This window comes from Gordonia sp. NPDC003504, from assembly GCF_053587995.1.
Window position 1 is genome coordinate 101,130 of sequence record NZ_JBSFPC010000002.1, and the last position, 26,685, is coordinate 127,814.

26 protein-coding genes are annotated in these 26,685 nt (G+C 66.3%); 13 read left to right on the forward strand and 13 right to left on the reverse strand.

All coding sequences use genetic code 11. The features are described 5' to 3' along the window. Window positions 1-3 precede the first annotated feature (3 nt). The 5 genes from ACWDPV_RS04615 to ACWDPV_RS04635 all read right to left on the reverse strand — a co-directional run bounded on the left by ACWDPV_RS04615 (window position 4) and on the right by ACWDPV_RS04635 (window position 5,557). Entirely contained in the window at window positions 4-714 is a 711-nt protein-coding gene (locus ACWDPV_RS04615; protein WP_449741961.1) for a hypothetical protein, read from the reverse strand. A 127-nt stretch (window positions 715-841) separates the two neighbouring features. Continuing rightward, complete coding sequence (locus ACWDPV_RS04620; protein WP_449741962.1) at window positions 842-2,248, reverse strand: glutamate decarboxylase; 1,407 nt, start codon at window positions 2,246-2,248, stop codon at window positions 842-844. A gap of 91 nt (window positions 2,249-2,339) precedes the next feature. After that, window positions 2,340-4,298, reverse strand: a complete 1,959-nt coding sequence (locus tag ACWDPV_RS04625) for a YhgE/Pip family protein (protein WP_449741963.1) — start codon at window positions 4,296-4,298, stop codon at window positions 2,340-2,342. A gap of 2 nt (window positions 4,299-4,300) precedes the next feature. Beyond that, window positions 4,301-5,077 carry an ATP-binding cassette domain-containing protein gene (locus ACWDPV_RS04630; protein ID WP_449742421.1) on the reverse strand — a complete coding sequence of 259 codons (777 nt, stop codon included), beginning with the start codon at window positions 5,075-5,077 and terminating at the stop codon, window positions 4,301-4,303. Between the two features lie 132 nt (window positions 5,078-5,209). Continuing rightward, entirely contained in the window at window positions 5,210-5,557 is a 348-nt protein-coding gene (locus tag ACWDPV_RS04635) for a hypothetical protein (RefSeq protein ID WP_449741964.1), read from the reverse strand. A 513-nt stretch (window positions 5,558-6,070) separates the two neighbouring features. On the opposite strand from ACWDPV_RS04635, the gene ACWDPV_RS04640 reads away from it, so the two are divergent. After that, the gene (locus tag ACWDPV_RS04640; protein WP_449741965.1) at window positions 6,071-6,295 is read left to right on the forward strand and encodes a hypothetical protein; all 225 of its coding nucleotides are present in this window, start codon (window positions 6,071-6,073) and stop codon (window positions 6,293-6,295) included. A 4-nt stretch (window positions 6,296-6,299) separates the two neighbouring features. Here ACWDPV_RS04640 and ACWDPV_RS04645 read toward each other — a convergent pair whose 3' ends face one another. Both ACWDPV_RS04645 and ACWDPV_RS04650 read right to left on the reverse strand, forming a co-directional pair. After that, window positions 6,300-7,949 (reverse strand): ABC transporter permease, encoded by a 1,650-nt coding sequence (locus tag ACWDPV_RS04645; protein ID WP_449741966.1) that lies wholly within the window; start codon window positions 7,947-7,949, stop codon window positions 6,300-6,302. 5 nt (window positions 7,950-7,954) lie between these two features. Further along, window positions 7,955-8,860 (reverse strand): ABC transporter ATP-binding protein, encoded by a 906-nt coding sequence (locus ACWDPV_RS04650; protein ID WP_449741967.1) that lies wholly within the window; start codon window positions 8,858-8,860, stop codon window positions 7,955-7,957. Window positions 8,861-8,968: 108 nt separating this feature from the next. On the opposite strand from ACWDPV_RS04650, the gene ACWDPV_RS04655 reads away from it, so the two are divergent. The 4 genes from ACWDPV_RS04655 to ACWDPV_RS04670 all read left to right on the forward strand — a co-directional run bounded on the left by ACWDPV_RS04655 (window position 8,969) and on the right by ACWDPV_RS04670 (window position 12,758). Beyond that, window positions 8,969-9,526, forward strand: a complete 558-nt coding sequence (locus ACWDPV_RS04655) for a hypothetical protein (protein WP_449741968.1) — start codon at window positions 8,969-8,971, stop codon at window positions 9,524-9,526. A 38-nt stretch (window positions 9,527-9,564) separates the two neighbouring features. Beyond that, window positions 9,565-10,707 carry a phosphoserine transaminase gene (gene serC, locus ACWDPV_RS04660; protein ID WP_449741969.1) on the forward strand — a complete coding sequence of 381 codons (1,143 nt, stop codon included), beginning with the start codon at window positions 9,565-9,567 and terminating at the stop codon, window positions 10,705-10,707. 143 nt (window positions 10,708-10,850) lie between these two features. Further along, a complete protein-coding gene (sepH, locus tag ACWDPV_RS04665) occupies window positions 10,851-11,948 on the forward strand; it encodes a septation protein SepH (protein ID WP_449741970.1) in 1,098 nt (365 codons plus the stop codon). A gap of 9 nt (window positions 11,949-11,957) precedes the next feature. Further along, window positions 11,958-12,758: a DUF6928 family protein gene (locus ACWDPV_RS04670; RefSeq protein ID WP_449741971.1), complete on the forward strand. Its 801-nt coding sequence runs from the start codon at window positions 11,958-11,960 to the stop codon at window positions 12,756-12,758. Window positions 12,759-12,778: 20 nt separating this feature from the next. On the opposite strand, the gene ACWDPV_RS04675 is transcribed toward ACWDPV_RS04670, so the two are convergent. Together ACWDPV_RS04675 and ACWDPV_RS04680 are read right to left on the reverse strand one after the other, a co-directional pair. Then, window positions 12,779-13,150 carry a DUF2537 domain-containing protein gene (locus ACWDPV_RS04675; protein WP_449741972.1) on the reverse strand — a complete coding sequence of 124 codons (372 nt, stop codon included), beginning with the start codon at window positions 13,148-13,150 and terminating at the stop codon, window positions 12,779-12,781. Next, window positions 13,147-13,986, reverse strand: coding sequence for a TrmH family RNA methyltransferase (locus ACWDPV_RS04680; RefSeq protein WP_449742422.1), 840 nt, complete (start codon window positions 13,984-13,986; stop codon window positions 13,147-13,149). The genes ACWDPV_RS04675 and ACWDPV_RS04680 overlap by 4 nt, the downstream gene beginning before the upstream one ends. A 153-nt stretch (window positions 13,987-14,139) precedes the next feature. On the opposite strand from ACWDPV_RS04680, the gene ACWDPV_RS04685 reads away from it, so the two are divergent. After that, window positions 14,140-15,381, forward strand: coding sequence for a GNAT family N-acetyltransferase (locus tag ACWDPV_RS04685; protein WP_449741973.1), 1,242 nt, complete (start codon window positions 14,140-14,142; stop codon window positions 15,379-15,381). A 13-nt stretch (window positions 15,382-15,394) separates the two neighbouring features. On the opposite strand, the gene ACWDPV_RS04690 is transcribed toward ACWDPV_RS04685, so the two are convergent. Both ACWDPV_RS04690 and ACWDPV_RS04695 read right to left on the reverse strand, forming a co-directional pair. Beyond that, on the reverse strand, window positions 15,395-15,772 hold the full coding sequence (locus tag ACWDPV_RS04690) for a MarR family transcriptional regulator (protein WP_449742423.1): 378 nt from the start codon (window positions 15,770-15,772) through the stop codon (window positions 15,395-15,397). 163 nt (window positions 15,773-15,935) lie between these two features. Continuing rightward, entirely contained in the window at window positions 15,936-17,321 is a 1,386-nt protein-coding gene (locus ACWDPV_RS04695) for an NCS2 family permease (protein WP_449742424.1), read from the reverse strand. A gap of 181 nt (window positions 17,322-17,502) precedes the next feature. Between ACWDPV_RS04695 and ACWDPV_RS04700 the strand changes: the two genes are divergently transcribed. Continuing rightward, a complete protein-coding gene (locus ACWDPV_RS04700) occupies window positions 17,503-17,751 on the forward strand; it encodes a DUF2530 domain-containing protein (RefSeq protein ID WP_449741974.1) in 249 nt (82 codons plus the stop codon). Window positions 17,752-17,774: 23 nt separating this feature from the next. On the opposite strand, the gene ACWDPV_RS04705 is transcribed toward ACWDPV_RS04700, so the two are convergent. Then, window positions 17,775-19,073, reverse strand: a complete 1,299-nt coding sequence (locus ACWDPV_RS04705) for an alpha-amylase family protein (RefSeq protein ID WP_449741975.1) — start codon at window positions 19,071-19,073, stop codon at window positions 17,775-17,777. Between the two features lie 226 nt (window positions 19,074-19,299). Beyond that, window positions 19,300-19,878 (reverse strand): TetR/AcrR family transcriptional regulator, encoded by a 579-nt coding sequence (locus ACWDPV_RS04710; protein WP_449741976.1) that lies wholly within the window; start codon window positions 19,876-19,878, stop codon window positions 19,300-19,302. A 72-nt stretch (window positions 19,879-19,950) separates the two neighbouring features. Between ACWDPV_RS04710 and ACWDPV_RS04715 the strand changes: the two genes are divergently transcribed. The 6 genes from ACWDPV_RS04715 to ACWDPV_RS04740 all read left to right on the forward strand — a co-directional run bounded on the left by ACWDPV_RS04715 (window position 19,951) and on the right by ACWDPV_RS04740 (window position 26,616). Then, window positions 19,951-20,802, forward strand: a complete 852-nt coding sequence (locus ACWDPV_RS04715; protein ID WP_449741977.1) for an alpha/beta fold hydrolase — start codon at window positions 19,951-19,953, stop codon at window positions 20,800-20,802. Between the two features lie 52 nt (window positions 20,803-20,854). After that, entirely contained in the window at window positions 20,855-21,565 is a 711-nt protein-coding gene (locus ACWDPV_RS04720; protein WP_449741978.1) for a type 1 glutamine amidotransferase, read from the forward strand. Between the two features lie 537 nt (window positions 21,566-22,102). After that, window positions 22,103-22,894 (forward strand): enoyl-CoA hydratase-related protein, encoded by a 792-nt coding sequence (locus ACWDPV_RS04725; RefSeq protein ID WP_348804863.1) that lies wholly within the window; start codon window positions 22,103-22,105, stop codon window positions 22,892-22,894. Between the two features lie 33 nt (window positions 22,895-22,927). Beyond that, window positions 22,928-23,677: an SDR family NAD(P)-dependent oxidoreductase gene (locus ACWDPV_RS04730; RefSeq protein ID WP_449741979.1), complete on the forward strand. Its 750-nt coding sequence runs from the start codon at window positions 22,928-22,930 to the stop codon at window positions 23,675-23,677. Between the two features lie 36 nt (window positions 23,678-23,713). Beyond that, entirely contained in the window at window positions 23,714-25,396 is a 1,683-nt protein-coding gene (locus ACWDPV_RS04735; protein WP_449741980.1) for a class I adenylate-forming enzyme family protein, read from the forward strand. Further along, complete coding sequence (locus ACWDPV_RS04740; RefSeq protein ID WP_449741981.1) at window positions 25,393-26,616, forward strand: acyl-CoA dehydrogenase family protein; 1,224 nt, start codon at window positions 25,393-25,395, stop codon at window positions 26,614-26,616. Before ACWDPV_RS04735 ends, ACWDPV_RS04740 begins: the two co-directional genes overlap by 4 nt. Window positions 26,617-26,685 lie beyond the last annotated feature (69 nt).

Sequence of the window (26,685 nt, forward strand, 5' to 3'; positions counted from 1 at the left end):
GTGTCACTTCCCACTCGATGAGGCGAGGCCCTGGGCCGGATTTCTACCGCGTCCGTCGCCAGAAGACCACTGCGGCAACACGATCAGGGATGCGACCAGGAAGCACACCGCGCCGATGAAGGTTCCCCAGTTGGCGAGCACGGCGTCGACGGTGGCGCCACCCGGGGTGATGTAGGCACCCACCGCCGACACACCGAAGGCCACGCAACCGATGAAGTTGATCTGCGAAGACCACCATCCGACATCGGACGGATTCCAGAAGGTGTTGACCCGGGTGTAGGCCACGATGGCGAACACTCCGCTGATGAGGAAGGCCACCGACCCGCCGGCGTCCGGGGACCACACAAGGTGCTTCTGGGAGGCGAGGGTATGTGCGGTGAGCGCGGCCGAGGTACTCACGTTGAACATCAGGGTTCCGAAGAATTGGGTGGATGCGGCCAACCATTCGGCCCGGACCATGGTGCCCGGCGCGTAGGAGACCGGAACCGTCACGGCACCGCTGAGCAACAGCTGGATGAGACCGGCGGTGGTGAAGAACCATGCGCCGATGAAGAAGCAGATGTTCGCGTTGGCCGCGCCCATCCACAGACCGATCCACGGCGCCGATCCGAGCGCGAACAGGCTGGACCCGATCATGAATCCCCAACACTGCTTGGTCAGTGTCGGCACCAGGACGGCTCGCCGCCAGCGGGCAATCTCCGTCGTCGTGGTCATGTCGCCCCGCACTCCTTCGTGTTGTTGCTTGCTCCGTTTCGGTGCCGGTTCCCCGGGCATATGCCCGGGGAACCGGCGGGAACTCGGTGGTGGAGAACTCCGTGGAGGAGAACTCCGGATACCGAACTCAGTGGTGGAAGTGCGACCCGGTGCCCTCGCGCGGCAACGGCGATTCGAGCTTGTCGAGGAAGGCGACCTCGCCCTCCAGATCGCGCAGCAACGCGACGGCCAGATCGTGGCTGAGTCCTGCACGCACGACGATGCGCTGCAGGGTCCAGTCGGCCAGACCGTCGGCCATCGGATACGCCGGTACCAGCCAGCCCTTGAGCCGCAAGCGATCCGACAGGTCGTACAGATTCCACTTGTCGGTGTAGCCGTCCTTCAGCTTCCAGGCGAACACCGGGATCGTGTCGCCGTGGCTGACCAGATCGAACGGCCCGAGCTTGGCGATCTCCGACGACAGGAACGTCGCCACATCGATCGACCCCTGCTGGATCGCCCGGTATCCGTCACGTCCCAACCGCAGGAAGTTGTAGTACTGCAACAGCACCTGCGCGCCGGGGCGCGAGAAGTTCAACGCCAGGGTCGGCATGTTGCCGCCCAGGTAGCTGCAGTGGAACACCATGCTCTCCGGCAGCGCGTCGGTGTTGCGCCACACGATCCATCCCAGGCCGGGATAGACGAGGCCGTACTTGTGTCCGGAGGTGTTGATCGACACGACCCGATCGACCCGGAAATCCCATTCCAGGTCGGGCTGGCAGAACGGTGCCACCATCGCGCCCGACGCCCCGTCGACGTGGATCTTGACGTCGAGTCCGGTCTTCTCCTGAATCTCGTCGAGCTTCTCCGCGATCTGCTTGACCGGCTCGTACAGGCCGTTGAAGGTGACACCGAGGATGGCGACGACGCCAATCGTGTTCTCGTCCACGTACTTCTCGAGTTCGTGTCCGTCGAACACGAAATGATCCTCGGAGACGGGCACCCAGCGGGGTTCGACCTCGAAGTAGTTGAGGAACTTCTCCCAGCACACCTGGACGGCGGTGGAGAGGACCAGGTTCGGCTTGTCGATCGGCTTGCCCTCGGCCTTGCGGCGCGCCTGCCAATGCCGCTTGAGCGCAAGCCCACCCAGCATTGCCGCCTCCGACGACCCGATCGTCGACGTGCCGATGGAGTTGTCCACATCCGGCACATGCCAGAGGTCGGCGATGATCTTCCAGCACCGATCCTCGATTGCGGCGGTCTGGGGGTACTCGTCCTTGTCGATCATGTTCTTGTCGTAGGTTTCCGAGTACAGCTGACGCGCCTCGGGGTCCATCCACGTCGACACGAACGTCGCCAGATTCAGCCGGGCGTTGCCGTCGAGCATCGCCTCGTCATGAACGATCTGATACGCCGTCTCCGGCAGGCTCATTCCGTCCGGAATGGTGAACTTCGGGTACTCCGTCGACTCACCCGGACGAACGAACACCGGATTCAGGGTCAGGGATTCGGTCTCGTTGGTGGTGGTCCGCGCATTGGTGTGCTGTGCGGTCATTGCTCTTTCCTTCCAGATATGGGGTCAGACGTGTCGAGCGGGTCGATGGTCGGATGTCGGACAGTGATCGGTCGTGTCGTCGCGGACCTCCCTATACCTCGACCGGCGGATAGAGGCGATCCATGTTGTATTGCCTGTTTCTTCGCGCGGCCAGTGTGGAGATCGCGAGGAAGACGACGGTCATTGAGATCACGACGAGCAGCGCCCACCAGAATCTGTCATCGACCCCGCCCACCGTCAGCTGTCTCAAACCGGTGACGGTGTAGGTCATCGGATCCACCCAGTGGATGTATTGGAACGGTTTGGTGGTGGTGGGCACCGGATAGATTCCACCCGCCGAGGTCAACATGATCATCAGGAAGGCAAGCGTCACCACACGTCCCACCGCGACGTCGAAGACGGCGTTGAACATCTGGATCATCGCCTGGAACATCGCAACCATCAGCAACATGAAGGCGAACGTCGCTATCGGATGCGTCGGCCGCAGACCGATGGCGAACACGACCACCAGGTAGAGGATGCTCGCCTGCAGGAACCCGACGAAGAAGGCCGGCGCATAGGAGGCCAGCACCACACGGAACGAGTTGAGTCCCTGGGCGATCGGGCGCGGTTGCAGTGGCTTGAAGAGCATCCACACGATGATCGATCCGACGAACAGAGCCAGGCCGAAGAAGAACGGCGTGAACCCGGTGCCGAAGGTCTTGGCCTCGTTGAGGGTGACCTCCTTGAGCGCCACCGGTTGTCCCAGGGTCTTCGCCAGGGCATCTTTCTGCTCCTGCGACCAGGACGGCACCGCCTTGACCCCCTCGTCGACACCGGTCGCGAGTTGTTGTGTGCCGGTGGCCAATTGCGTGGTGCCGTCCGCGAGTTGGTTGGCGCCGTCGCTCAGCTCCACCAGTCCGGTGCTCAGTTGGTTTGCGCCGGAACTGAGTTCCCCGGCCGCAGCCCGCGCCGCCTGTACGTCACTGCGCAACTGACCGCTCTGGAACAGATCGAGTGCGGTGCGCAAGGTGCTCTGCGGATTGGATAACTGGGCGTTGAGCACGTTGGCGTCGGTCCGCACCTGTGCCAGTTGTGTCGTCGCGTCGGGTCCGAGTCCCTGGGTACTGACAAAGCTCTGCACGGGCGCCAGCGCATTCGCCAGGGCCGCCGCGTTGGGGTCGCCGCTCCGGCGCAGCTGGTTGATCACCGAGGTGAGCGCGGTCGAGGCCTGCGACTGGGTCGAGGCCGCACTGTTGAGAGCATCGGTCGCCGCAGTGGTGTTGGATGCCAGCCGGTTGGTGAGCGCACCCAGTTCGGCGGGACTCAGCCCGCCCTGTCCGTTGAGGGCATTGAGCAACGGGGTGGTCGCCGAGTCGACGGCCGTGTTGAGTTCGCCGAGGCCGCCGGCGAGTTCGGCGGCACCGTTCTTCGCCGTCACCAGATTGGTCGAGAGCTCATGGGCGCCGGTGTTGGCCTGCTTCATACCGGTGTTGAGCTGGTTGACGCCGCTCTGCACCTGCTTGAGCTTGGGCAGCAACTTGGTGACGTCGTTGAGGACGATGTCGAAGGTCTGCTGCCCCACCTGCGCGCCGACCTGCTCGACGACCTGCAGCGCGGCGTCCTGACCCATCACCGTCGCGAGGTAGTTGGTCGCATCGTTGTAGGTGAAGATGAGCTGTGCGGAATGCGCATCTCCGCTCGTCGGCGATGCGAGCGACGAACTGAAGTTCTCCGGCAGAGTGATCGAGAAGTAGTACTTGCCGTCGGCGACGCCGCGGGCGGCCTCCTCCTCGGACACGACGTGCAGATCGAGCTGTTTGGAGTCGATCAGCCCCGAGACCACCTGATCGCCCGCCTTGAGTGGTTGCCCCTCGACGGTGGCACCCTGATCGGAGTTGACCAGTGCGACCGGCAACTTGTTCACCGCGTCAAAGGGATTCCAGAACGCCCACAGGTAGAGCGCACCGTACATCAGGGGCATGAGGATGATGACGAGAAACGCGAGGCGAGGCATGCGACCCCGGTAATACCGTTTGAAATCGCTGCCCGGCGAGAATGCGGCAAACATGGTCAGATCCGTTCTGAGGGGTCGAGACGGACGAATTCGTCGTCGGTGAGGTTGTCGACGTTGATCACATCGCGCAGCGGCAGATCCTGGAAGCCGCCGTTGACGTCGGCGGTGATCACGGTCTGGTCGCGACCCACTTCGACGAGTCGCTGCAACAATTTGTGGGCGCTGTCGACGCGGGTCAGTCGATCGACCCCGCCCACCACCAGCAGCGGTGGCCGCCGGATGTTGGCCACCGCGATCCGGAACAGTGCAGCGGTCAGCTCCGGAAGTTCCTCGACGTAGGCGTCCATCGACGGCAGTGAGTACTCACCGAAGATCGGGCGGCAGATCCGCTCGAGATCATCCTGCCGGGATTGCGGCACCCACTTGTACCACGGTGCGGCCCAACGGATCTGTTCGGTCACCACATCGTGGACGCGAATGGTCTGCTCGATCTCGTCGACCTCGTCGATGTCGGCGACGGCCGCCTGCGAGAACAGGTGGTGGGCCTTGTTGGTGCGCCCGAACGCAGTGAGGCGCCCCGACGTCGGCTTCATCCGTCCGGCCAGGGTGAGCAACAACGCGGTCCGGCCACGACCACCGGAACCGACCAGCAGGGTGACACCTCCCGGTCGGACGGTGACGTCGACGGGGCCGTAGATGTGGCCCCACGAGGCCTTCACCCCGATACCCTCGGCCACGATGATGGGTTCATCCTGACCCGCGGGTGTGGGGACGTCGGTCCCGAGTGATCGGGTATCGATCGGTCCGGTGACCGCATCGTCCCCTTCGGAGATCGTCACGTCAGTGTCTCCATTTCGGCATGGCGGCCGCGCCGGGCGCTGCTCGCTGATTTTCTGAGATGTACTACTGCTGGGATGTGGCGTCGATTCAGAGCGAGTTCTTGACGGCGACAACGTCTTTCAAGATCAGCGGAATGTTCTTGTCCGCGTCGGTGAAGACGGAGAGATCACTGATCGGGCACCGTCGACGAACAGCAAACCCGTTGCGCCCATGATGAAGTCGAGATAGTTGCTCGCATCGCCCATGAGATGGACGTGGGCATCGGTCATGCCCGGATTGAGGAATCGGCCCCCTCCGTCGATCTCTACGGTGCCGTGACCGGGAGCGTCCCCGACGGGTGAGGTCGACACCGCGCCGATATGTGAACCGTCGACCATGACATCGGCATTCTCGACGAGACCATCACGAATGTCATCGAATACCTTGACGTTGCGGATAACCGTCCGAGCATCGGCCGGCATCGAATTTCCCATGGTCCAAATAATAGACGCGGTGTCACAAAATTGTCCATTTACTCGAAACCTTTGTCCCTATACCCGGACTCATCTCAAATCGAGACATGATGCGGCAATACGGGTCATCGAACTGCCACGATGACGACATTGCCCAGGACCAGTTATCCTGGGATTTCTCCCGTACTCGCACTCCTTGTGAGCACGAGAAAAGGTTCGATCGTGGTGCGGCAGGAATCATCGGGAACTCAGGATTCCCGGTCCTGTCGACCAATACATCGAACCTCTATGAGTGGATCATGACTGCACGCCCCGATTGTTCGGATGTCACAAACTCGTCGGCATCCGGTCCCGATCTTGACGATGCGGCCGGCAACAACCCGACAGCGGAGAGTGACCGGTATGCCAACACGTCCCCGAAATGGTCGGCGCGTGTCACGAAATCGCACCTCCACCTTTCCCGCCGCCGGATAGGGCATGCTGAACTCAGGACACGATGGCCGTGACCCCCCACGATTGGAAGGACCTTCACTCATGTCGAAGAACGTCAAGATCGCCCTCATCGTCCTCGGTTTGGGCCTCGTGATCGCGGTGGCGGTCTTCTTGAAGCGCGAGAAGACCATCGTCGACGCGGCAACCGACAAGATCGCCGACACCATCGACGAACTCGACCCGGCTGCCCGGGCCGCCGTGGTTGCACGGCTGGGTATCGAGGCCACGGACAAGGCGCTCGAGGTCAAGGACAGCCTCGTCGGCTGACGCTTCACCCCACGTCGCGCCACCGGAACCGAGACCATCCACCGGCCACGATGGCTGCCGATACGAGCGCCATCACCACGATCGGCAGCCATCGCATCGGTTCCACCGGCACGAGCGGCACGTGGGTGAACGGCGAGATGTCGCACACCCACTGGGGCAGCTCGAACATTCCCGACAGCGGGCCGAGGAACAGCGCGGCGACCACGATCGGCCACCCCAGGTGCACCAGCACAGGCCGGAACGCGTACAGGGCGAGGACCAGCGCACCGATGACGAGTGCCGCGGGCAGCAGCACCGCCGCGGTCTGCGCGATGTGCACGGTGGGTGTCACCCAGCCGCCCCCGGCGATGCCGTTGCCGATCACCATGCCCGCGGCGGCGACGGCGATCACGACGACGAGCCCCAGCGCGGCGACCGCGGCGTAGGCCAGGAAGTACCGGCCCCGTGACGTCGGCGTCGCGAGGATCACCTCGGTGCGGGAGCCGGCTTCCTCGGCGCGGAGACGTTCGGCGAGATTGACCACCCAGGCACTCGCGACGACGCCCAGCACCGACAACATCGTGACCGCGAAGACGGTGCCGAGCCCGATGTCACCGGGTTGTGCCGTGAGGACCTGCTGGATGAGGTCGTTTCCCTCGGCGAGCTGTTCCACCGACGGTTGCATGAATCCGACGATGAGCGCGTAGGTCGCCAGTCCGGCCGCCCATGACCGCAGGAGCGGGGCGGATAGGCGCGCGGCGAGTGCCTCCACCGTCGGAATCCGTGCGGTGCCCTCGGGCCCGGCCCGTGGCGCGATGATCCCGCCGCCGAGGTCACGGCGCATCGACACCCAGGCCGCCGATCCGGCACCGAGAACGAGCAGACCCAGCGACGCCATGAACGGCACGAGGTTGTCCGCGCCGAAGGGATCGGCCAGCTCGGCCCAGCCCACCGGCGACACCCACCGCAGCCAGGCCCAGCCTCCCGTCGCGTCGGGGACACCGCGCAGCAGGTAGCCGAGGACCACTATCGCCGATCCGACGAGATTGGCGATGTGACTCGTCGCCGCCACCTGCGCGGTGAGCATCCCCAGCCCGACCGCGGCCAGACCGGTGCCGGCGTACTGCGCAAAAACCACCAGCAACGCCACGCCACCCCCGCCGAACGGGATGAGCACCAACGACATCGCCAGTCCCACAACAACACTGAACGCAGCGGCGACCGTCGCCGCAGCAGCAAGCGGCGCCAGCGGACCGACGACGCCGGCGCGGATGAGCTCGACGCGCCCGAGCTCCTCCTCCTTCCGGGTGCCGCGCACGACCATCAACACGGCGCACACCCCGACCGCGGCGATCATGAACAGCCCGGCGCGCCACACCACCGCCGACGCCGTCGAGTCGAGGTGGATCGTGTCACCGAGCAGGAAGCGGAAGGCGGAGTTGGCGCCGGGGCCGGCGGCGAGTTCGCGGCGTTTCTCCGCCGTCGGGTACGCCGATGCGATCGAGGCCGCGGTCGCGAGGTCCAGGACCACGAAGATGACCACGGTGACCGGGGCAATGATCCGCTCACGCCGGACGGCGAGCCGCAGCAGCAGTCGGTAGCCGCTGAAATGCCTTGCGGTGACCGAGGTTCGGGAGTCGGCCCGGCGTGTGTGCGACGAGGTGGCGGCGGTCATCGGCGTCACACCTCCTCGCCGTAGGCGTGGAGGAACAATTCCTCCAGGCTCGGTGGGGCGACCGACAGCGACCGCACGTCGTGCGACGCGAGCGCCCGCGTCACCGCGGCCAGGCCGGTGTCGTCGACGGTGAAGGTGACCTCGTCGTCGCGAACCGCGAAGTCGTGCACGCCGGCGACGTCCGCGAGATCCGTTGCGGTGCCGTCGATCACCGCGGTGACGCGGGAACGGCGCAGATGACGAAGTTCGGTCAGGGTGCCCGCCTGCACCGTCGCGCCATCGCGGATGATGGTCACCGTGTCGCAGAGTTGCTCGACCTCGGCGAGGACGTGGCTCGACATCAGCACGGCCGACCCGGCAGCGGCGCGTTCCCGCACGCACTCGGTGAACTGATGGGTCATCAGGGGATCGAGCCCGGAGGTCGGCTCGTCGAGGATGAGCAGTTCGGCGTCGGCGGCCAAGGCGGCGATCAGCGCGACCTTCTGCCGGTTTCCCTTGGAGTAGGTGGACGCCTTCTTCGTCGGATCGAGTTCGAAACGCTCGATCAGATCGGTCTTCCGCATCCCACTGTCGACGCGGACACCACGCAACGAGAGCAGCACGTCGATGCATTCACCACCGGTCAGCTGCGGCCAGAGGTTGACGTCGCCGGGCACATACGCCAGTCGACGATGGATGGCGACCGCATCGGAGTGCGGGTCGAGGCCGAAGACGCGCACGGTGCCGCCGTCGCGGCGGTACACACCCAGCAGCACCCGGATCGTGGTGGACTTCCCCGAACCATTGGGCCCGAGGAAACCTGCAACCTCACCGGCGCGGAGGCGGAGATCCAGGCCGTCGAGCGCCCGGAAATGACCGAAGTGCTTGGTCAGGCCTGCCACGTCGACAATGTGATCGACCGCATCGGTCATGATGTGGTTCCTCTCGGGGCGAGAACGGCGTCGGGCACCGGGTCCGTCGGGCACCGGGTCATCGGTCAGTATTACTGCGAACGGCGCCCCATGGATGAGGAGTCGACAATGAGCGTCACACTGCATTGGATACCGCTGGGCGCGGGTGGTCGGGTCGTGGCCCGATGTGGGCGCGTCTACGAATCGGTCTCCGCCCGGACCCGCCACGAGCGGCCCGCGCAACCGGTGCACGCCGCACTCACCGTCGTCACCGACGGCTCGCGGTACATCATCGAGCAGGCGCCGGTATGGGGAGCACCGCCGGGCGATCGTGGTGTGCGGGTCACCGGCCCCGTCGGACTCCGGTTGCTGGGCCGGTCTCGCTATTTCCGGTACGAGATCCGTTGCTGGCGTGACGGTCTCATCCCTGACCTGGCCGCCGAACTGGCGCGGTGCCCGATCCCCGGTGACGACCGCACCGCGCAACGGATCATCGACGCCACGTCGCGGGTACCGGCCTTCACCTGGGGCCGTCGGGCACCCGGCACCACCCAGATGTGGAATTCGAACTCGGTCGCCGCCTGGCTGCTCGTCACCGCAGGCATCGATCCACCGCCCCCACCCGCGGGATGCCACGCACCCGGATGGGACGCGGGCCGCGTGATCGCGCGTTCAGACCAGGGGTGACCCGCAGTGGCCACCGCCACATCCCTAGAATTGCGCCCATGAGCGACGCCGCCACCCCGATCACCATTCCCGCCGACCTGCTGCCCGCCGACGGGCGCTTCGGATGCGGCCCGTCCAAGGTGCGCCCCGAACAGTTGCAGTCCCTCGTCGATGTCGGCGCGTCGGTCTTCGGCACCAGCCACCGCCAGGCGCCGGTGAAGAACGTCGTCGGTTCGGTCCGCGACGGACTCGCCCAACTCTTCTCCCTGCCCGAGGGATATGAGGTCGTGCTGTCCAACGGCGGCACCACCGCTTTCTGGGATGCCGCCGCATTCGGCCTGATCAAGCGCCGCTCGCTGCATTTGACCTATGGCGAGTTCAGCTCCAAGTTCGCCACCGTCGCCAAGAAGGCACCCTTCCTGGACTCCCCCGCGGTCATCTCCACCGATCCGGGTACCGCACCCGACCCGGCCGCCCTGACCGCCGACGACTTCGGTGGCGTCGACCTCATCGGCTGGGCCCACAACGAGACCTCGACCGGCGTGGCGGTCCGGGTGCTGCGGCCCGAGGGCGCTGATGACGCTCTCATCGCGATCGATGCGACCTCCGGCGCCGGCGGACTGCCGGTGAACGCCGCCGACACCGACGTCTACTACTTCGCACCGCAGAAGTGCTTCGCCGCAGACGGCGGGATCTGGCTCGCACTGATGAGCCCGCAGGCCATCGAGCGGATCGAGCGCATCGCCCAGACCGATCGCTGGTGCCCCGAGTTCCTGTCGCTGCCCACCGCGGTGGACAACAGCCGCAAGAACCAGACCTACAACACCCCGGCGCTGGCCACCCTGTTGTTGCTGGACAACCAGATCCAGTGGATGCTCGGCAACGGCGGGCTCGACTGGTGCGTCGCGCGGACCGCCGACTCCAGCTCGCGGCTGTACGACTGGGCCGAAAAGTCGGAATTCGCAACACCTTTCGTCACTGATCCGGCGTTGCGCAGCCAGGTGGTCGGCACCATCGACTTCAGCGACGACGTCGACGCCGCCGCGGTCGCCAAGGCCCTGCGCGCCAACGGGGTGGTCGACACCGAGCCGTACCGGAAGCTCGGGCGCAACCAGCTCCGCATCGGCATGTTCCCGGCGATCGATCCCGACGACATCAGCAAACTGACCGAGAGCATCGACTACGTCGTCGAACACCTCTGAGGACTGATCGGGCGCTGTCAGTGCGCAGGTGAGCGCTGTCAAGCTGAACTGCGAATATCCCGCGTGTCCCGCGGTGTGCGCGTGTCGCGGTGGTCTACCCTGGCTCCAATGCCCGCACTCGTGGTCAACCAGAGGAGGAGCAGATGCGCGAGCTCCGAGTGGTCGGCGTCGGCGCCGACGGCTCCCAGGTCATCTGCCAGGATGCCGAGTCGGGTGAGAAGTTCACGATTGCCGCGGACGAACGGCTGCGAGCCGCCGCACGTGGCGACCTCTCCCGACTCGGTCAGATAGAGATCGAGATGACCAGCACGTTGCGACCTCGCGAGATCCAATCACGGATCCGCGCCGGCGCAACCGTCGCCGAGGTCGCCGCGATCGCCGGGGTCGGCGTCGACAAGATCGAGCGCTTCGCCCATCCCGTGCTGCTCGAACGTTCCCGTGCCGCCGAACTCGCCGGGCAGTCCCACCCGATCCGCCACGACGGTCCGGCTGCGGCCACGCTCGGCGAGGTCGTCGCCGAGTCGTTGGTCGCGTTCGCACAGAACCCGCACGAGGTCTCCTGGGACGCCTGGAAGGGTGAGGACGGCTACTGGGCGGTGCAGGTGTCCTGGCATGTCGGGCACTCCGAGCACCGCGCGCACTGGCGTTACCTGCCCGGTTCGCACGGCGGTACCGCCGAACCCCTCGATGATCTCGCCGAGGAACTCACCCACCCCGAACTCATCGAACCGCGTCGCCGACTCACCCCGGTGGCCGCACCGCCGATCGCGCCCACCGTCGACTTCGACGACACCGGGCGTGAGCAGGTCACCTTTGACGCCGACTCCCTCATCGGCGAACAGACCACCCGGCGCGATCCGCAACGTGCACCGTTCGACCAATTCGGCACCTACGCACTCGACTTCGAGGCGTCGGGTCACGAGGCCGGGACGGGTGAATCCACGGGTCCCGAGGTGTCGCGAGAACCGGGGATCGTCGAGGCAGAGGTCGTCGAGATCGATCACACCGAAATCGACCGCAACGAGACCTACCGCACCGAGACCGATGAGACGGCCACCGGCAACACCGAGTCCGCGGACACCGCAATCACCCACACCGGCGCCCACGAGGCACCCGAACCGGAACCGGCGCCACCGGCCCCCACCCCGGTGGATGCGCCGCGGCGCCGTAAGTCGCGGAAACCAGCGGTACCCGCCTGGGAGGACGTCCTCCTCGGCGTCCGAAGCCATCCGAACAACTAGAGGGGGACGATGTCGGCGCGCGCTGTCACACTGTGGTTCATCGACACCGACGATCCGGCCGCGATGATCCGCGCCGGCCTCGTCAACGACGTCACCGCGGCGGGGCGCCTGGCAACGGCCCTCTATGGCGATGCGACGCTGCTCCCGGTAATCGACACGGATCTGGCTTCGGCGATGACGGCCGACGACTCGCACGTCTATGCCGGCCACTACGGCCCGCTGAGCGTGATCTCCTGCTCACTGTTCGCCACCGAACGGCCGACCGACCTCACCCGCACCATCGCCGGTATCCAGCCCAGCGCGGCTGCGGTCCTGCTCTCCACCGACCCGGAAACCGGTACCGGGACGTTCGCGCGGTGGGAGAACGGGACCTTGAAGCGGTCGTTCTCGGCGACCCCGGTCGACCTCTTCGACGATCAGGGCCTGCCGGAGCCGTTCGAACGGCCCTTCTGGGCCGGTGAGCGTCCGCTTCGCTACGCCGAGGGCGCCGCACCCGATCCCCTCGCGCTGCCGTTCCATCCGCAGCAGATGGCCGAGGACGCCAACCGCGCCTGGCTCGGATTCCGGTTCACCCACCCGCTCGCACCGACCGACACCGATCCGTCACTGATCCCGGTGACCGGTTTCGCGATCCACCCGGCCGACTACCAACCGACGCCCGACGATCTGGCGCGCTATCACTCGGCATCCGCGCGTACCGAACCGACCACCGAGGCCGGACCGGCCGACTTCGATCCCGACACCGGGTTGCCGGTGGAGCCACGTCGTCGTGGTCGACTGGCCCGTTACTTCGGTTTCGGGAAGGACTGACGGGCCGGCTGCCCGGCGACTCAGCGTCCCAGCACGAACAGCGCCACCGCCGAGCCGATCCCGGCCAGCAGACCGGTCAGCGATCCCCAGACGATCCAGCGCCACACCGGGCGGAAGCGGAAGTCCCACAGTGTCCAGCCGATCGCCGGACCGACGATGAACACCGCGACCAATCCTGCCCATCGGGCGAACGATCCGATCAGGGCGTAGAGACCCAGCATCAGCACCGCCCCGAATGCGACACCGAACGCACTGACGATCAGCCCCAGCACCCACGGCGTCGACTCGGTGTGCCGCCAGCCCTCCAGATCGGCGCCGGAACTCGACCCGGCCACGACCCGCTCGGGTTCGCGCGCGTAGATGGTCCATGCGGGTGGCTCGGGTTCGCTCACGCGTCCATCGTGCCCGATCGGGCCCGTTCATAGAAGGCGATGGCCGCGGCCGTGGCCACGTTCAGCGAATCGGTTCCGCGGCTCATCGGGATCCGGGCGGTGCGGGTCGTGGCCTGCATCGTCGCCGCGCTCAGCCCGGGTCCCTCCGCCCCGACCAGGAACGCCACCCGTGGTGCATCGACGACCTCGGCGAGCGGGACGGCCTCGGCATCGGGGGTCAGGGCGACGGTGGTGAAGCCGCGATCGTGGACGATGTCGAGATCGGCAGGCCAGCCATCCACGTGGGCGAACGGAACCAGCAGGACATGTCCCATTGACACCCGCACGCTGCGCCGGTAGAGCGGGTCGGCGCAGCCCGCACCGAAGAGCACCGCGTCGACGCCGAGTCCGGCGGCGTTGCGGAAGATGGCACCGATGTTCTCGTGATCGTTGACGCCCTCGAGGATCACCACGGTCCGTGACGAGGCGAGGACCTCGTCGACGCCGAGTGCCGCGGGCCGCCGCGCCACGCCGAGCACACCGCGGTTGAGGTGGAAGCCGACGATCTGCGCCATCACCTCCGCGCCGACGCGATAGAACGGGACCGGTGCGTCCGGGTCGACGCGGATGTGGCCGACCAGCTCGTCCAGACGTCTACCCACCCCGAGAAAGGCGTGCGGCGCGAACCGGGACGCGATCATCCGCTGCGCGACGAACACGCCCTCGGCGATCACCAGACCGCGGCCCCGGCCACCCCCGGGCATCGCGGGTAGGTCGGGACGGCGGTCGGCCGAACTGAGGTCGCGGAAATCGTCGACACGCGGATCGTCGGGATCCTCGATGTCGACGACACGCACCGGCAGCGGCCCATCGCCGGGTGCACGTACGGAGGTCACGGGTGCATCGGACACGGCAGTTCAGTCTGCCAAAACCCTTCGTCGGCGGGATCATCGCCAAACGATGTGGGCCGATGTGCACCACGGCGACCACGATGTGACACGGTGGATGGCGTGAGCAGCGCAGATACGACCATCGACGGACTGAGGTTGGCCCGGGCGACCGATGACGACTGGGACGACATCATCGACGCCGACGCCCGCGCATTCGCGATGCGCAATCCGCTCCCCGATGACGAGCGAAATGACTTGCGCGGCAAGGTATCCGACGCCGACATCGTCGTCGTGCGCGACGACGACACACCCGGGGATCCTCTGGTGGGTGTGTCGATGTTCTATCGGATGACCATGACGCTGCCCGGGGGCGCGCGGTCAGATGCGGCCGGCCTGTCGTGGGTGTCGGTGGCCGCGACGCATCGTCGACGCGGCATCCTGCGCCGGATGATCACCGAGCTCTTCACGCAATGGCTCGACGAAGGGCAGGTCTTCGCCATCCTGACCGCGTCGGAGGGCACCATCTACGAACGCTACGGATTCGGTCCGGCGACGTTCGCCCACCGGATTCACGTCGGCGGATCACCCCGGATGCGGGCCGCGGCACCGAAGCGCACCGGCGTGCGATTCGCCCGGCCCGACGAGGTCGCCGCGGCGGTCGCCGACATCCACGACCGCTGGTGTGCCACCCGGCCGGGCGCCCTGGGCCGCACCACACAGTGGTGGGCGCCGATCCTCGCCGATCGCGACTCCGAGCGGGCACCGGCGGCCAGCGGCCTGCACTATCTGCTCCACCAGGACGGATATGCCTCCTATCGCATCCTCAAGGGTGTCGCCGACGGCGAGGTGCGTGCGGAGGTGTCGGAGGTCGTCGCGGTCACCGATGACGCGCACACCGAACTGTGGCGCGTGCTCATCTCCCTCGATCTGGTGCCGTCGCTGACCGCCTCGATCCCCACCGACGATCCGCTGCCGTACAAGCTGGTCGACCTGCGGTCGGCGGAGGTCACCGGCATCGCCGACACCATGTGGCTGCGCATCCTCGATGTGCCGGCGGCACTGTCGGCGCGTCGCTATGCCGCCGATCTCGATGTCGTCATCGAGGTCACCGACGCGTTTGTCGACCGCGGCGGGGTGTTCGCGGTCAGTGTTCGAAGCGGCGCGGCCGCGGTGATTCGTACCGACGAGAAACCGACTGTGCGACTTGATATCTCGGTGCTGTCGAGCATCTACCTCGGCGGGATCCCGGCGCGGGAGTTTGCTGCCGCCGACCGGTTGTGGACCGATTCCCCGGAGACATTGACGGCGCTCGAGCAGTCCTTCGCCACCGGACGGGCACCGTTCGCCGGCACCTTCTTCTGACGTCCGCCGGAGGTCAGATGTCGTTGACGATGATCTTCTCCAGCACCGGGATCGCGGCGCACAGGGTCGCGCGTTCGTCGTCGGAGAGTTCGTCGAGACGATCGTTGAGCCAGGCCTTGCGGGCGGCCACCTCGTCGGTGATGACCTTCTCACCGGCCGATGCGAGCGTGACGATCGCCTGCCGGCCGTCGGTCGGGTGCGCCTCGCGGCGCACCATTCCCAGGTCGGCGAGGGAGGCGATGACCCGTGTCATCGACGGGGGTTTGACGCGTTCGGCGGCCGCGAGTGCGCCCGGCGACATCGAGCCCTCCTGATAGAGGGTGTTGAGCGCCGACAGCTGGGTCAGCGACACGAGTTCGTGGTCGCGGCGCAGACGCAGCCGACGTGCCATTCGGACGATGGCCAGGGCCAGCGATCCGGCGAGACGTTCATCGCTCGGCAAAGTTGCTTCCACGGGCTGAATATTAGATTTTATTCAGGCTCCTCGCAGCTTCCTCGGCCGTATTGTCCATCGTCCGGACCACGCCGAATCGCGTCTCATACTTTCTGTGTGATCATCCGATCCAGTCAGAGATCGGTTGCCGGGCGAAGTAGGCGACGAACACGATCGCGACGAGCCACATCAGCGGATGGATGGTCCGCGCCTTACCTGCCGCGGTGGCCATCACCACCCAGCTGATGAAGCCCACGCCGATGCCGTTGGCGATCGAGTAGGTGAACGGCATCGTCACGATGGTCAGGAAGGTCGGCAGGGCGATCGCGAAGTTGGTGAAGTCGATGCTGCGGACCTGCGCGATCATCAGGCCACCGACGATGACCAGTGCCGGTGCGACCGCCTCACTGGGGATCACCTCGTAGATCGGGGTGAGGAACATCGCGATCAGGAACAGCACGCCGGTGACGATGTTGGCAAGACCGGTGCGGGCGCCCTCGGCGATACCGGAGGCGGACTCCACGAACACCGTGTTCGACGACGAGGAGGCGACACCGCCCGCGATCGCACCGGTGCCCTCGACGACGAGTGCCTTGCCGATGCCGGGCAGGTTGCCCTTCTCGTCGGCGAGGCCGGCTTCCTTGCCGAGTCCGGTCATGGTGCCCATCGCGTCGAAGAAGTTCGACAGGACCAGCGCGAAGACGAACACGCAGGCGGCGAGGACACCTATACGGGTGAACGCCCCGAACAGGTCGACGTCACCCACGAGACCCAGATTCGGCAGGCCACCGAAGGAATCGGGGATCGCCGGCACCGACAATCCCCAGCCGTCGGGGTTGGTCGCGCTCGAACCGAGATCGAGGACCGACTCCAGGATGATGGACACGATGGCGGTGACGACGATGCCGATCAGCAGGCCGCCGGGTACGCGCCGGACCACCAGCACCCCCATGAGCAGGACACCGATCACGAAGATCAGGGTCGGCACGGTGGTGATCGAGTTGCCGAAGCCCAGTTGCACCGGCACCGTGGTGCCGGCGGCGTCGGGAATGCGTTTGACGAAGCCCGCGTCGACGAATCCGACGAAGGCGATGAAGCAGCCGATGCCGGCGGCGATCGCCGCTTTCAGTTCCGCGGGAACGGCATTGAACACCGCGGTCCGGAAGCCGGTGACCGCGAGCGCCACAATGATGATGCCGTCGATGACGACCAGGCCCATCGCCTCGGGCCACGTCACCTCCGGCGCGATGGTCACCGCGAGCAGGCTGTTGATGCCGAGACCGGTGGCGATGGCGAACGGGTAGTTGGCGACCAGACCGAAGATGATCGACATGACGCCGGCGACAAGCGCGGTGACGGCGGCGACCTGTGCGAGCGGGAGCACATTGCCGAGGACGTCGGCGTTGTGCGGCTCACCCGGGATGCCACCGATGATGATCGGGTTGAGGATCACGATGTAGGCCATCGTGAAGAAGGTGACAAGACCGCCACGCATCTCGCGGGTCATCGTCGATCCACGTTCGCTGATCTTGAAGAAGCGGTCGATGACGTTGGTCGGCGGGTTCGGGGCCGGCGATCCCGATTCGCCCTGTGGTGGCGCGGGCGTGTTCAGGTCTGACTTGCTCAGGTCCGGCGGGTTCGGCTCACTCGACGATTCGGTGGACACACCCGAAAGTTACCCTGAGCACATGTCCGATGCAGCCGACGTTCCCGAACTGCCGCGATCGTTGCGTGCGCCCGAACCGGTGATCGCGGTCGGGATGACCGCGTGGCTGATCGCAGCCATCGTCGTCGGTGTCACCGGGTGGGGCGGTGGACGGACGCTCGCCGTCTGCCTGGTGGGTCTGGGTGTGGGCGTGCTCGGGACGTCGATTTTCCTGATCCAGCGCGCCGCGTCCCGTCGTGGGGATCGCACGGCGCAGCGCGGGCTGGACTGACACGCGCCTGCGCATCGCGCCTCTCAGCCCCCGCAGATCGCCCATCCGTGCGGTGCGACGGACCCGGGTGTGTCGCGGGTGGCGTCGTCGGAGTCGAGCAATGACGCGGAGTCGATGCCGACGGGTTGGTCGCCGAGGTTGAGGGTGAACTCCAGACGCTGTCCGTCGGCGGTCACCGCCCAGGTGGCATGCTCATTGGCCAGCGTGAGCTGTTCGGTGGTGGCCCGGTGTAGCCACGGATAGCGTCGGCGAAATCCGATGAGCCGCTGGTGAAGTCGGTAGATCCGTTCGTCCGGGTACTCGAGTTCGCCGGGGGTCGATGGGAATGGCGGCCGGACCTCGTCGTCTCCGCCGACTCGTTCGTCCTTGACGCCGGTGAAGCCGTATTCGTCGCCCGCGTACACCGACGGTGTCCCACCGAGGACAGCGAGCAGCACGATCGCGTGGTCGAGGTGGCGCGCATCGGCGATCTGGCTGGCGATGCGGGTGACGTCGTGATTGCCGATGAAGGTGGCCGGCACGAAGGCCTCGAGCATCTCGCTGTGGCGGGTCATGGCCCAGGCGAGTTCGAAGAGATTGCGGTCGTTGATGGCCGACCAGATTGCTTTCCACAGTTCGTACTGGGTGACGGTGTCGGCGGTGCTGTCGGCGACGAACCCGGCATAGTCGCCGTGGATGACCTCGGCCTCGAACCAGACGTCCGGATGAGAGGTGCGCACCTCGGGAAGCACCTGCGCCCAGAATCGGGTCGGTACCGCGTAAGCGGCATCCAGGCGCCAGGCGTCGGCACCGCGGTCCAGCCAGTGCCGCATGACGTCGACGGTGAAGCGGCGGACCTCGTCGTCGTCGTGATTGAGGGTGACGAGGATGTCGTGGCCCTCGAAGGGCACGAATCGCCGGTCGTCACCGCTGCCGGTGGTACGCAGGCGCCGCGCGGCGTCACTGTCCGGCCCGTCCCGCAGTGCCGCCGCGGCGAGCGGATGACCGCGGCCGACGTGGTTGAACACGCCGTCGAGTTGGATCTTCAGTCCGCGACCGTGGGCCTCGGCGACGAGTCGGTCGAAGTCGTCGTCGGTGCCGAGCCGCGGGTCGATCCGGAAGTGGTCGACGGTGTCGTAACCGTGGCTCTCCGCGGCGAAGATCGGGCCCAACTTGATCCCGGAACAGCCCAATTCGATGGCGTGGTCGAGCCATCCGAGGATCCGCAGCAGTCGGTGCTCGTCGTGACCGTGGGGATCGGGATGGGCGCCGGTGAACCCCAGGGGATAGATCTGCCACCAGATGACGTGCTGCACCCAGTCCGGTTCTGCTCGTTGCGCCATGGTGGTCACGCTATCGCGCGCCCCCGGGTTCGCGGGTCGCCGCGCCCGACATGCGACCGGAAGGCCGCCTCAGCAGTGTCGCGGCCGTTCGGATCTGGAGGCGGACCACGGTTTCCCTGAGAATTCCTCCCCCACCGGCAGGTTCGTCCCCCAACAGTTTCCCATGGATGACCACATACCCGGGGTACGAACTACTCCTCCCCACTTTCGTACTCGCCCAACACTTTCAGCGGCGGTGAGCGTCGAGCCTCTCGCGGGCCGCCGCACCCATCGCGCGGCCCGCCGCGATCAGTGGTTCGCCGGAGCGCAGCGTTCGCGCGAGAACGAAGGCGCCCTCGAGCGCCGAGATCACGGCAAAGGCCAAGGCGCGGGCTTCGGCGTCGGCGAGGCCCCGCGACGCGAAGAGAGCCGTCGCCCCGTCGATCCAGGTACCGAAGATCGCGGCCGCGACCTCACGCAACGCGGGTTCGGAGTCCGCGGTCTCCCCCGCGACCGTGCCGACCGGGCACATGTTGATCCAGTCGGACCGCTCGATGTCGTCGGCCGCCGCGGTGAAGGCGGCCTCGATCGTCGCGGGTAGATCGTCGCCCTCGGCCAGCAGCCCACCGACGAGTTCGCCGTAGGCGGCGCCCATTCGCCGGAGTGCCACGCCGGCCAGTTCGCGCTTGCCACCCGGAAAGTGGTGATAGAGCGACCCATTCGGCATCCCGGACGCGGCGATCACCTGGCTGATCGGGGTTCCGGCGTAACCGTTGCGTCGCAGCGACTCACCCATCGCTACGGTGATCCGCTCGTCATTTCGCATGATCTCACTCTAGACCACACGCTCCAGAGTGGTTACTCTAGAGCAATCACTCCATCACCCATGGGAGGCCCGATGCCCACCACGACCACACGCCGCCGCGTCGACCTCCCGGCGGGAACCATCGAGTACCTCGACCAGGGCGCAGGCCATCCCGTCGTGCTGTTGCATGGGTTGTTCATGGACGGAGCCCTATGGGATCCGGTGATGCCACTCCTGCCCGACGGGTTCCACTACCTCCGCCCGGTACTACCGCTCGGCGCCCACCGGATTCCGATGAACACAGACGCCGATCTGTCGCTGACCGGACTCGTCCATCTGGTCGCCGACTTCCTCGACGCTCTTGATCTCCACGACGTCACGGTCGTCCACACCGATTGGGGCGGTGCGCTTTTCCTGACCGCGATCGGTCGCGACGATCGCGTGGGCTCGATGATGATCCTGCCGTGCGAGGCCTTCGACAACTTTCCTCCGGGATTGCCCGGACGAATGGCATCCATCGCCGCCCGGCTACCCGGCGGGCTCACCCTCGCGGCTCGCCAGATTCGTAGTTCCCTGTTCCGGCGGACACCGATGGTGTTTGGCTGGATGACGGCCCGCCCCCTCGACAACGACCTCGCCCGCAGGTGGACCGATCCGGTCTTGACCATTCCCGGTATCGCCCGCGATCTTGCGAAGTACGCGTCAACCGATTTCGACCCGGCGAGTTTGATCCGTGACACCGAGGCACTGTCGGGGTTCGACGGGAACGCCGTGGTTGTCTGGTCGCCGGACAACAAGGTGATGCCCACCACGCACGGACGCGCCCTGGCCGACCTTCTTCCTCACGCCGGCTATCGCGAGATCGGCGGCGCCGCAGTGCTACTCACACTCGACGCGCCCGCCACGGTGGCCGCGCACCTGACCGAGTTGGTGAACACGATCTGAACGGTGGCGGTTAGGATCGGCAGAGTCATCGGGATACTGAAGGGGACGGTCCATGCCGCATCGACTGCTGGTGGTGGAGTTCGCGCTCCGATCGGACTATCGCGAATCCCTTTTGGGGACACTGCTTCCGGCGTTCACCGAGCATGGCTACGACGTAGCCATCCATTGCTTCGATTGTGATGCACCGAAGCCGAGCCCCGATCCTTCCGACTTCGACGCCGTGCTGGTCACCGGCTCACCCGAATCCGCCTTCGACGACACCCTGCCCTGGATCGACGATGCGCGACAACTGATGTCGGACACCGTCGATCAGGGAGTACCCACCCTCGGGGTGTGCTTCGGCGCGCAGATGCTGGCGATCGCACTCGGCGGGTCGGTGGCCCGCAGCACACACCCCGAACACGGTTTCGTCGAGGTCGAGAGCACCCGTCCCGATCTCATCGGCCCCGGACCGTGGCTCGAATCCCACATCGACACCATCACCGTGCCCGACGGCGTCGATGTGATCGCCACCAATGACGCAGGTGTTCAGGCCTTCGTCTCGGGCCCACACCTCGGGGTTCAGTTTCATCCGGAGGTCACTCCCGAGGTGCTGACCTCCTGGTATCAGGGGTTCATCCGTCGCAGCCATCACGATTCCGGCGACGTCGACCGCGCTGCGATGGCCGCCGCCGTTGCCGCGCGGATCGACGAGTCGGCGGCCGATTGCCGCGAACTCGTCGATCGGTTTCTGCGGCACGCGGCGTTACCGCTCACCGAGTGACCGGGTGGCGCGATCCGCCGACAGCGGTCGGCCGCTCCCGGTCACGCAATCAAAGTATTCGCCGCAGCGTCCATACGCTCCGCATCGGTTTTCGCAGCCTTGCCGGCATCGCCGGCGGCGATCGCGTCGACGATGTCGAGGTGGCGTGGCATCCATGTTGCGGATTCCGCGATCGACGCCGGCGAACATGATCGACATCCGGATGGTGCCTCCGAGCGATTGCCAGGAATGCACCAACCCGCTCCTCACACCAGCGGCGCTGTATTGCTCCCTGACCTGATCGGCTCGCTCTCCGGCGGCCACACCTCGCTCGAACTCGGCAATGGTCATGGCCACACCTAACCACCGCCGATATCACTCGAACGATATCCCCAGGAGCACATGAACAGCCGGTCGGCGGCAGGTGGGTTTCTACGCCTACCCTCTCCAAATACTCGATGTGACCCTTGACACGCCGTCGGAGTGAATGTACGTTCATTCACCATGAAGTGCTGATCACCGCCCGGCGATCAGGGACCGAACACAGGGAGCACCGAGATGAACTACGAAGACATCGACTACACCGTCGAGGGACCGACCGCGATCATCACGATGAACCGGCCGCAGCGCTACAACGCCTTCCGCGCCAAGACCGTCGAAGAGATGATCAACGCGTTCCGTCGCGCCTGGGCCGACAAGAATGTCCAAGCCGTGATCCTCACCGGCGCCGGCGAGAAGGCCTTCTGCACCGGCGGCGACGTCAAGCAGCGCGCCGAGACCGGCGACTACGGCCCGTCCGAGAGCGGCATGTTCGAGATCGGCAACCTGCACAAGACCATCCGCGACATCCCCAAGCCGGTCATCGCCGCGGTCAACGGCCTGGCCATCGGCGGCGGCCACGTGCTGCACGTGCTGTGCGACCTGACCATCGCCGCCGACACCGCCCGCTTCGGCCAGTCCGGTCCCAAGGTCGGCTCCTACGACGCCGGGTTCGGCTCGGCCTTCCTCGCCCGCATCGTCGGCGAGAAGCGGGCCCGCGAGATCTGGTACCTGTGCCGCCAGTACGACGCCGAGACCGCCGAGCGTTGGGGTCTGGTCAACTGGGTCGTCCCGGCCGCCGACCTGCTCGACGAGGCCAAGAAGGTCGCCGCCGAGATCGCCGAGAAGAGCCCCACCGCGATCCGTTTCCTCAAGCAGAGCTTCAACGCCGACACCGACCACCAGGCCGGCCTGTCCAACCTCGCGATGAGCTCGCTGGACCTGTTCACCCACTCCCCCGAGGGTCTCGAAGGCGCCGCCGCATTCGCCGAGAAGCGGATGCCCGAATTCAACAAGTACGTCGGCGCCTGAGCCCCGACTCCACCCCACCACACCGGAGAAACCATGAGCAGCAACAACATCGCCGTCGTCACCGGAGCCGCATCCGGCATCGGCAAGGCCATCGCCCTCGCGTTCGCCGAACAGGGCACCACCGTCATCGCCGCCGACCTCAACCTGGACGCCGCCAAGCAGACCGCCGCCGAGAACACCAACATCGTCCCGATGAGCGTCGACGTCTCCGACCGCACCCAGGTCGACGCCCTGCGTGACGCCGTCAACGCCGAGGTGGGTGTGCCCGACATCCTGGTCAACGCCGCCGGCTGGGACCGCACCGACCAGTTCCTCAACGCCACACCGGAATTCGCCGAAAAGGTCGTCGCCATCAACTACCTCGGTCCGGTGCACATGGCCAGCGCCTTCCTGCCCGGCATGGTCGAGGCATCCAAGGTCGACGGTTGGCAGGGCGGCCGCGTGATCAACCTGGCCTCCGACGCCGGACGCGTCGGCAGCTCCGGCGAGTCGATCTACGCCGGCGCCAAGGGCGGCGTCATCGCACTGTCGAAGTCCCTCGCGCGTGAGATGGCCCGCTACCAGATCACCGTCAACGCGGTCTGCCCCGGACCCACCGACACCCCGCTGTTCCAGGCCCAGGACGAGAAGCTCAAGGCCGCTCTCGTCAAGGCGATCCCGTTCCGTCGTCTCGCCCGCCCCGACGAGGTCGCCGCACCCGTCCTGTTCTTCGCCTCCCCCGCAGCGTCGTTCATCACCGGACAGGTGATCAGCGTCAGCGGCGGACTCACCATGGCCGGCTAGGCCAACGGTCACCCGAGAGATCACTGGAGATCCGCCATGAGTTACGTCTACGACGCACACGCCTACCGTTCGTTCTTCGAGAACGAATTCACCTATCTGAACGGCTTCCGCCGCAACGTGTCCCGCTACGCGAATGCGGTGGCGATGATCGACCCGGTGACCGAACGCACCTGGACCTACGCGCAACTCGGCGCCGACGTCGACACGGTGGCGGCCGGACTGGCCGCGGTCGGCGTGAACACCGGTGACGTCGTCGCCTACCAGCTGCTCAACGGCCCGGAGTTCGCGCAACTCTATCTCGCCACCCAGGTCGCCGGCGCGGTCGGATCTCCGGTGAACTTCCGGCTCGCCGCCGGCGAGACCGCCGTGATCCTCGACGTCAGCCGCCCCAAGGTGTACATCTACGACACCGACTACACCACCATGGTGACCGAGGCGATCGCGCTGGCCGACCACACACCGGAGATCCTGGTGGGCGTCGGCACCGGGGCTCTCGTGGACGGACCCGTCTCCATCCGCTTCGATGACCTACCCTCGGATTCGGCTGTGCCACAATCGGAGCGAGGAGTCTTCGACGAGACCACGCGGCTCTACACCTCGGGCACCACCGGCATGCCCAAGGCCGTGCCGATGAACAGCGCCATCGAGATCTTCTCCGCACACGACGTCATCATGGCCTTCCCGCTCTCGCCGGAGGACCGCACCCTCAACATGACCCCGTGGTTCCACCGCGGCGGCCTGTATTGCGCCGGGCCCAATCCCACCTTCTACCTGGGCTCCTCGCTGGTGCCGATGCGCGCCTTCGACCCCGAGGTGGTGCTCGACTGGGTGGAGAAGTACCAGCTGACCTTCCTGATCGGCGCCCCGACGAACCTCGCCATGCTCGCCACCGCACAGCAGGCCAAGCCTCGTGACCTGTCCAGCCTGCGGGGTATCGTCACCATGGGCGCACCGCTGGAACGTGAAGCCGCACTGCACTATCAGAGCGTCCTCACCCCGAGGATCTTCAACGGTTACGGCTCCACCGAGGGATTCTGGAACACCTTCCTGCGACCCACCGATCTGCCCGATCACGCCGGCACCGCCGGCCGCGCCTGCATCGACGACGATGTCCGGGTGGTCGTGGTGCACGACGACGGTCACCTCGCCGACCCCGACGAGATGGTCGCCCGCGACGGCTCCGAGGTGGGTGAGGTCATCATCCGTTCACCCAAGTGCGCTGCCGCCTATTACGATTCACCCCTTCAGGAGAAGGCGAAGTACAACGGCAGCTGGCTGCACATCGGCGATCTGGCCACCTGGGATGCCGACGAATTCGTCACCATCGTCGGACGCAAGGACGACATGCTGATCTCCGGTGGCGAGAATGTGCACCCGGTACAGGTCGAGGAGGCCCTCAACGGCCACCCGCAGGTCGCCGATTCCCTCGTCGTCGGCGTCCCCGACGACCGGTGGGGCCGACTCGTCGTCGCCTATGTCGTCCCCGTCGAAGGCGCCCACCCCACACCCGAGGAACTCGACGCCTACTGCCGCACCCATCCGATGCTCTCGCAGTTCAAACGGCCCCGCGCCTACCGGGTCATCGAATCCCTCCCCGTCTCGGCCACCGGAAAGAAGCTGCACTACAAGGCAACCGAATCCGCGGCCACCGAGATGGCCGCCGGACACTTCACCTCCCCCGACTCCGCACTCTCATCCTCGACAGGAGCCACCCGATGAGCGCCACCACCTCCGCACCCAAGTTCTCCGCGATCGATCCCCTCAACCTCGACCTCGGATACTCCGACGACGAACTCGCGGTGCGTGATTCGGTCCGCGGATTCCTCGCCGAACACGTCACCCCGCACATCGCCGACTGGTTCGAGGCCGGCGGCATCCCCGGCGCCCGCGACCTCTTCAAGGAATTCGGCCAGCTCGGCGTCCTCGGCATGCACCTCGACGGATACGGTTGCGGCGGAGCATCATCGGTGCACTACGGTCTCGCCAGCCTCGAACTCGAGGCGTGCGACTCCGGCATCCGCTCGATGGTGTCGGTGCAGGGCTCCCTGGCGATGTTCTCCATCTACAACAACGGCAGCGAGGAACAGAAGAACCGCTGGCTGCCGTCGATGGCCGAGGGCACAACGGTCGGCTGCTTCGGCCTCACCGAACCCGACGCCGGCAGCGACCCCGCCTCGATGAAGACCCGGGCCCGCCGCGACGGTTCCGACTACATCCTCGACGGCCGCAAGATGTGGATCACCAACTCCCCCATCGCCGACGTCGCCGTCGTGTGGGCCAAGACCGAACTCGAGGACGGTTCGGTGGGCGTGCGCGGCTTCATCGTGCCGACCGACACCCCCGGCGTCTCCACACCGGAGATCAAACACAAACTGTCGCTGCGCGCCTCGACCACCGGCGAGATCGTCCTCGACAACGTGCGCCTGCCCGCCGACGCCCTGATGCCGGGCAATGACGACCTGCACAAGGGCAAGGGCATCAAGGCACCACTGTCAAGCCTGACCGAGGCCCGCTACGGCATCATCTGGGGTTCCATCGGCGCGGGCCGCACCGCATGGCAGGCGGCCGTCGACTACGCCACGCAGCGAACACAATTCGGCAAGCCCATCGCCGGATTCCAGCTGACGCAGGCCAAGATCGCCGACATGGCACTGGAATTGCAGAAGGGCCAGCTGCTCGCCCTGCACCTCGGACGCCTCAAGGACACCGTCGGTCTGCGCCCCGATCAGGTCAGCTTCGGCAAACTGAACAACACCCGGGAGGCCATCAAGATCTGCCGCACCGCACGAACCATTTTGGGCGGCAACGGCATCTCCCTGGAGTACCCGGTGATCCGGCACATGGTGAATCTCGAGTCGGTGCTCACCTACGAGGGCACCCCGGAGATGCATCAGCTCGTCCTCGGTCAGGCGTTCACCGGCGAGAACGCCTTCCGCTGAGCAATCGCGTACCCCCCCCCCGCCGGTCGAGTAGCCCCGAGGAACGAGGGGCGTATCGAGACCCCCTAT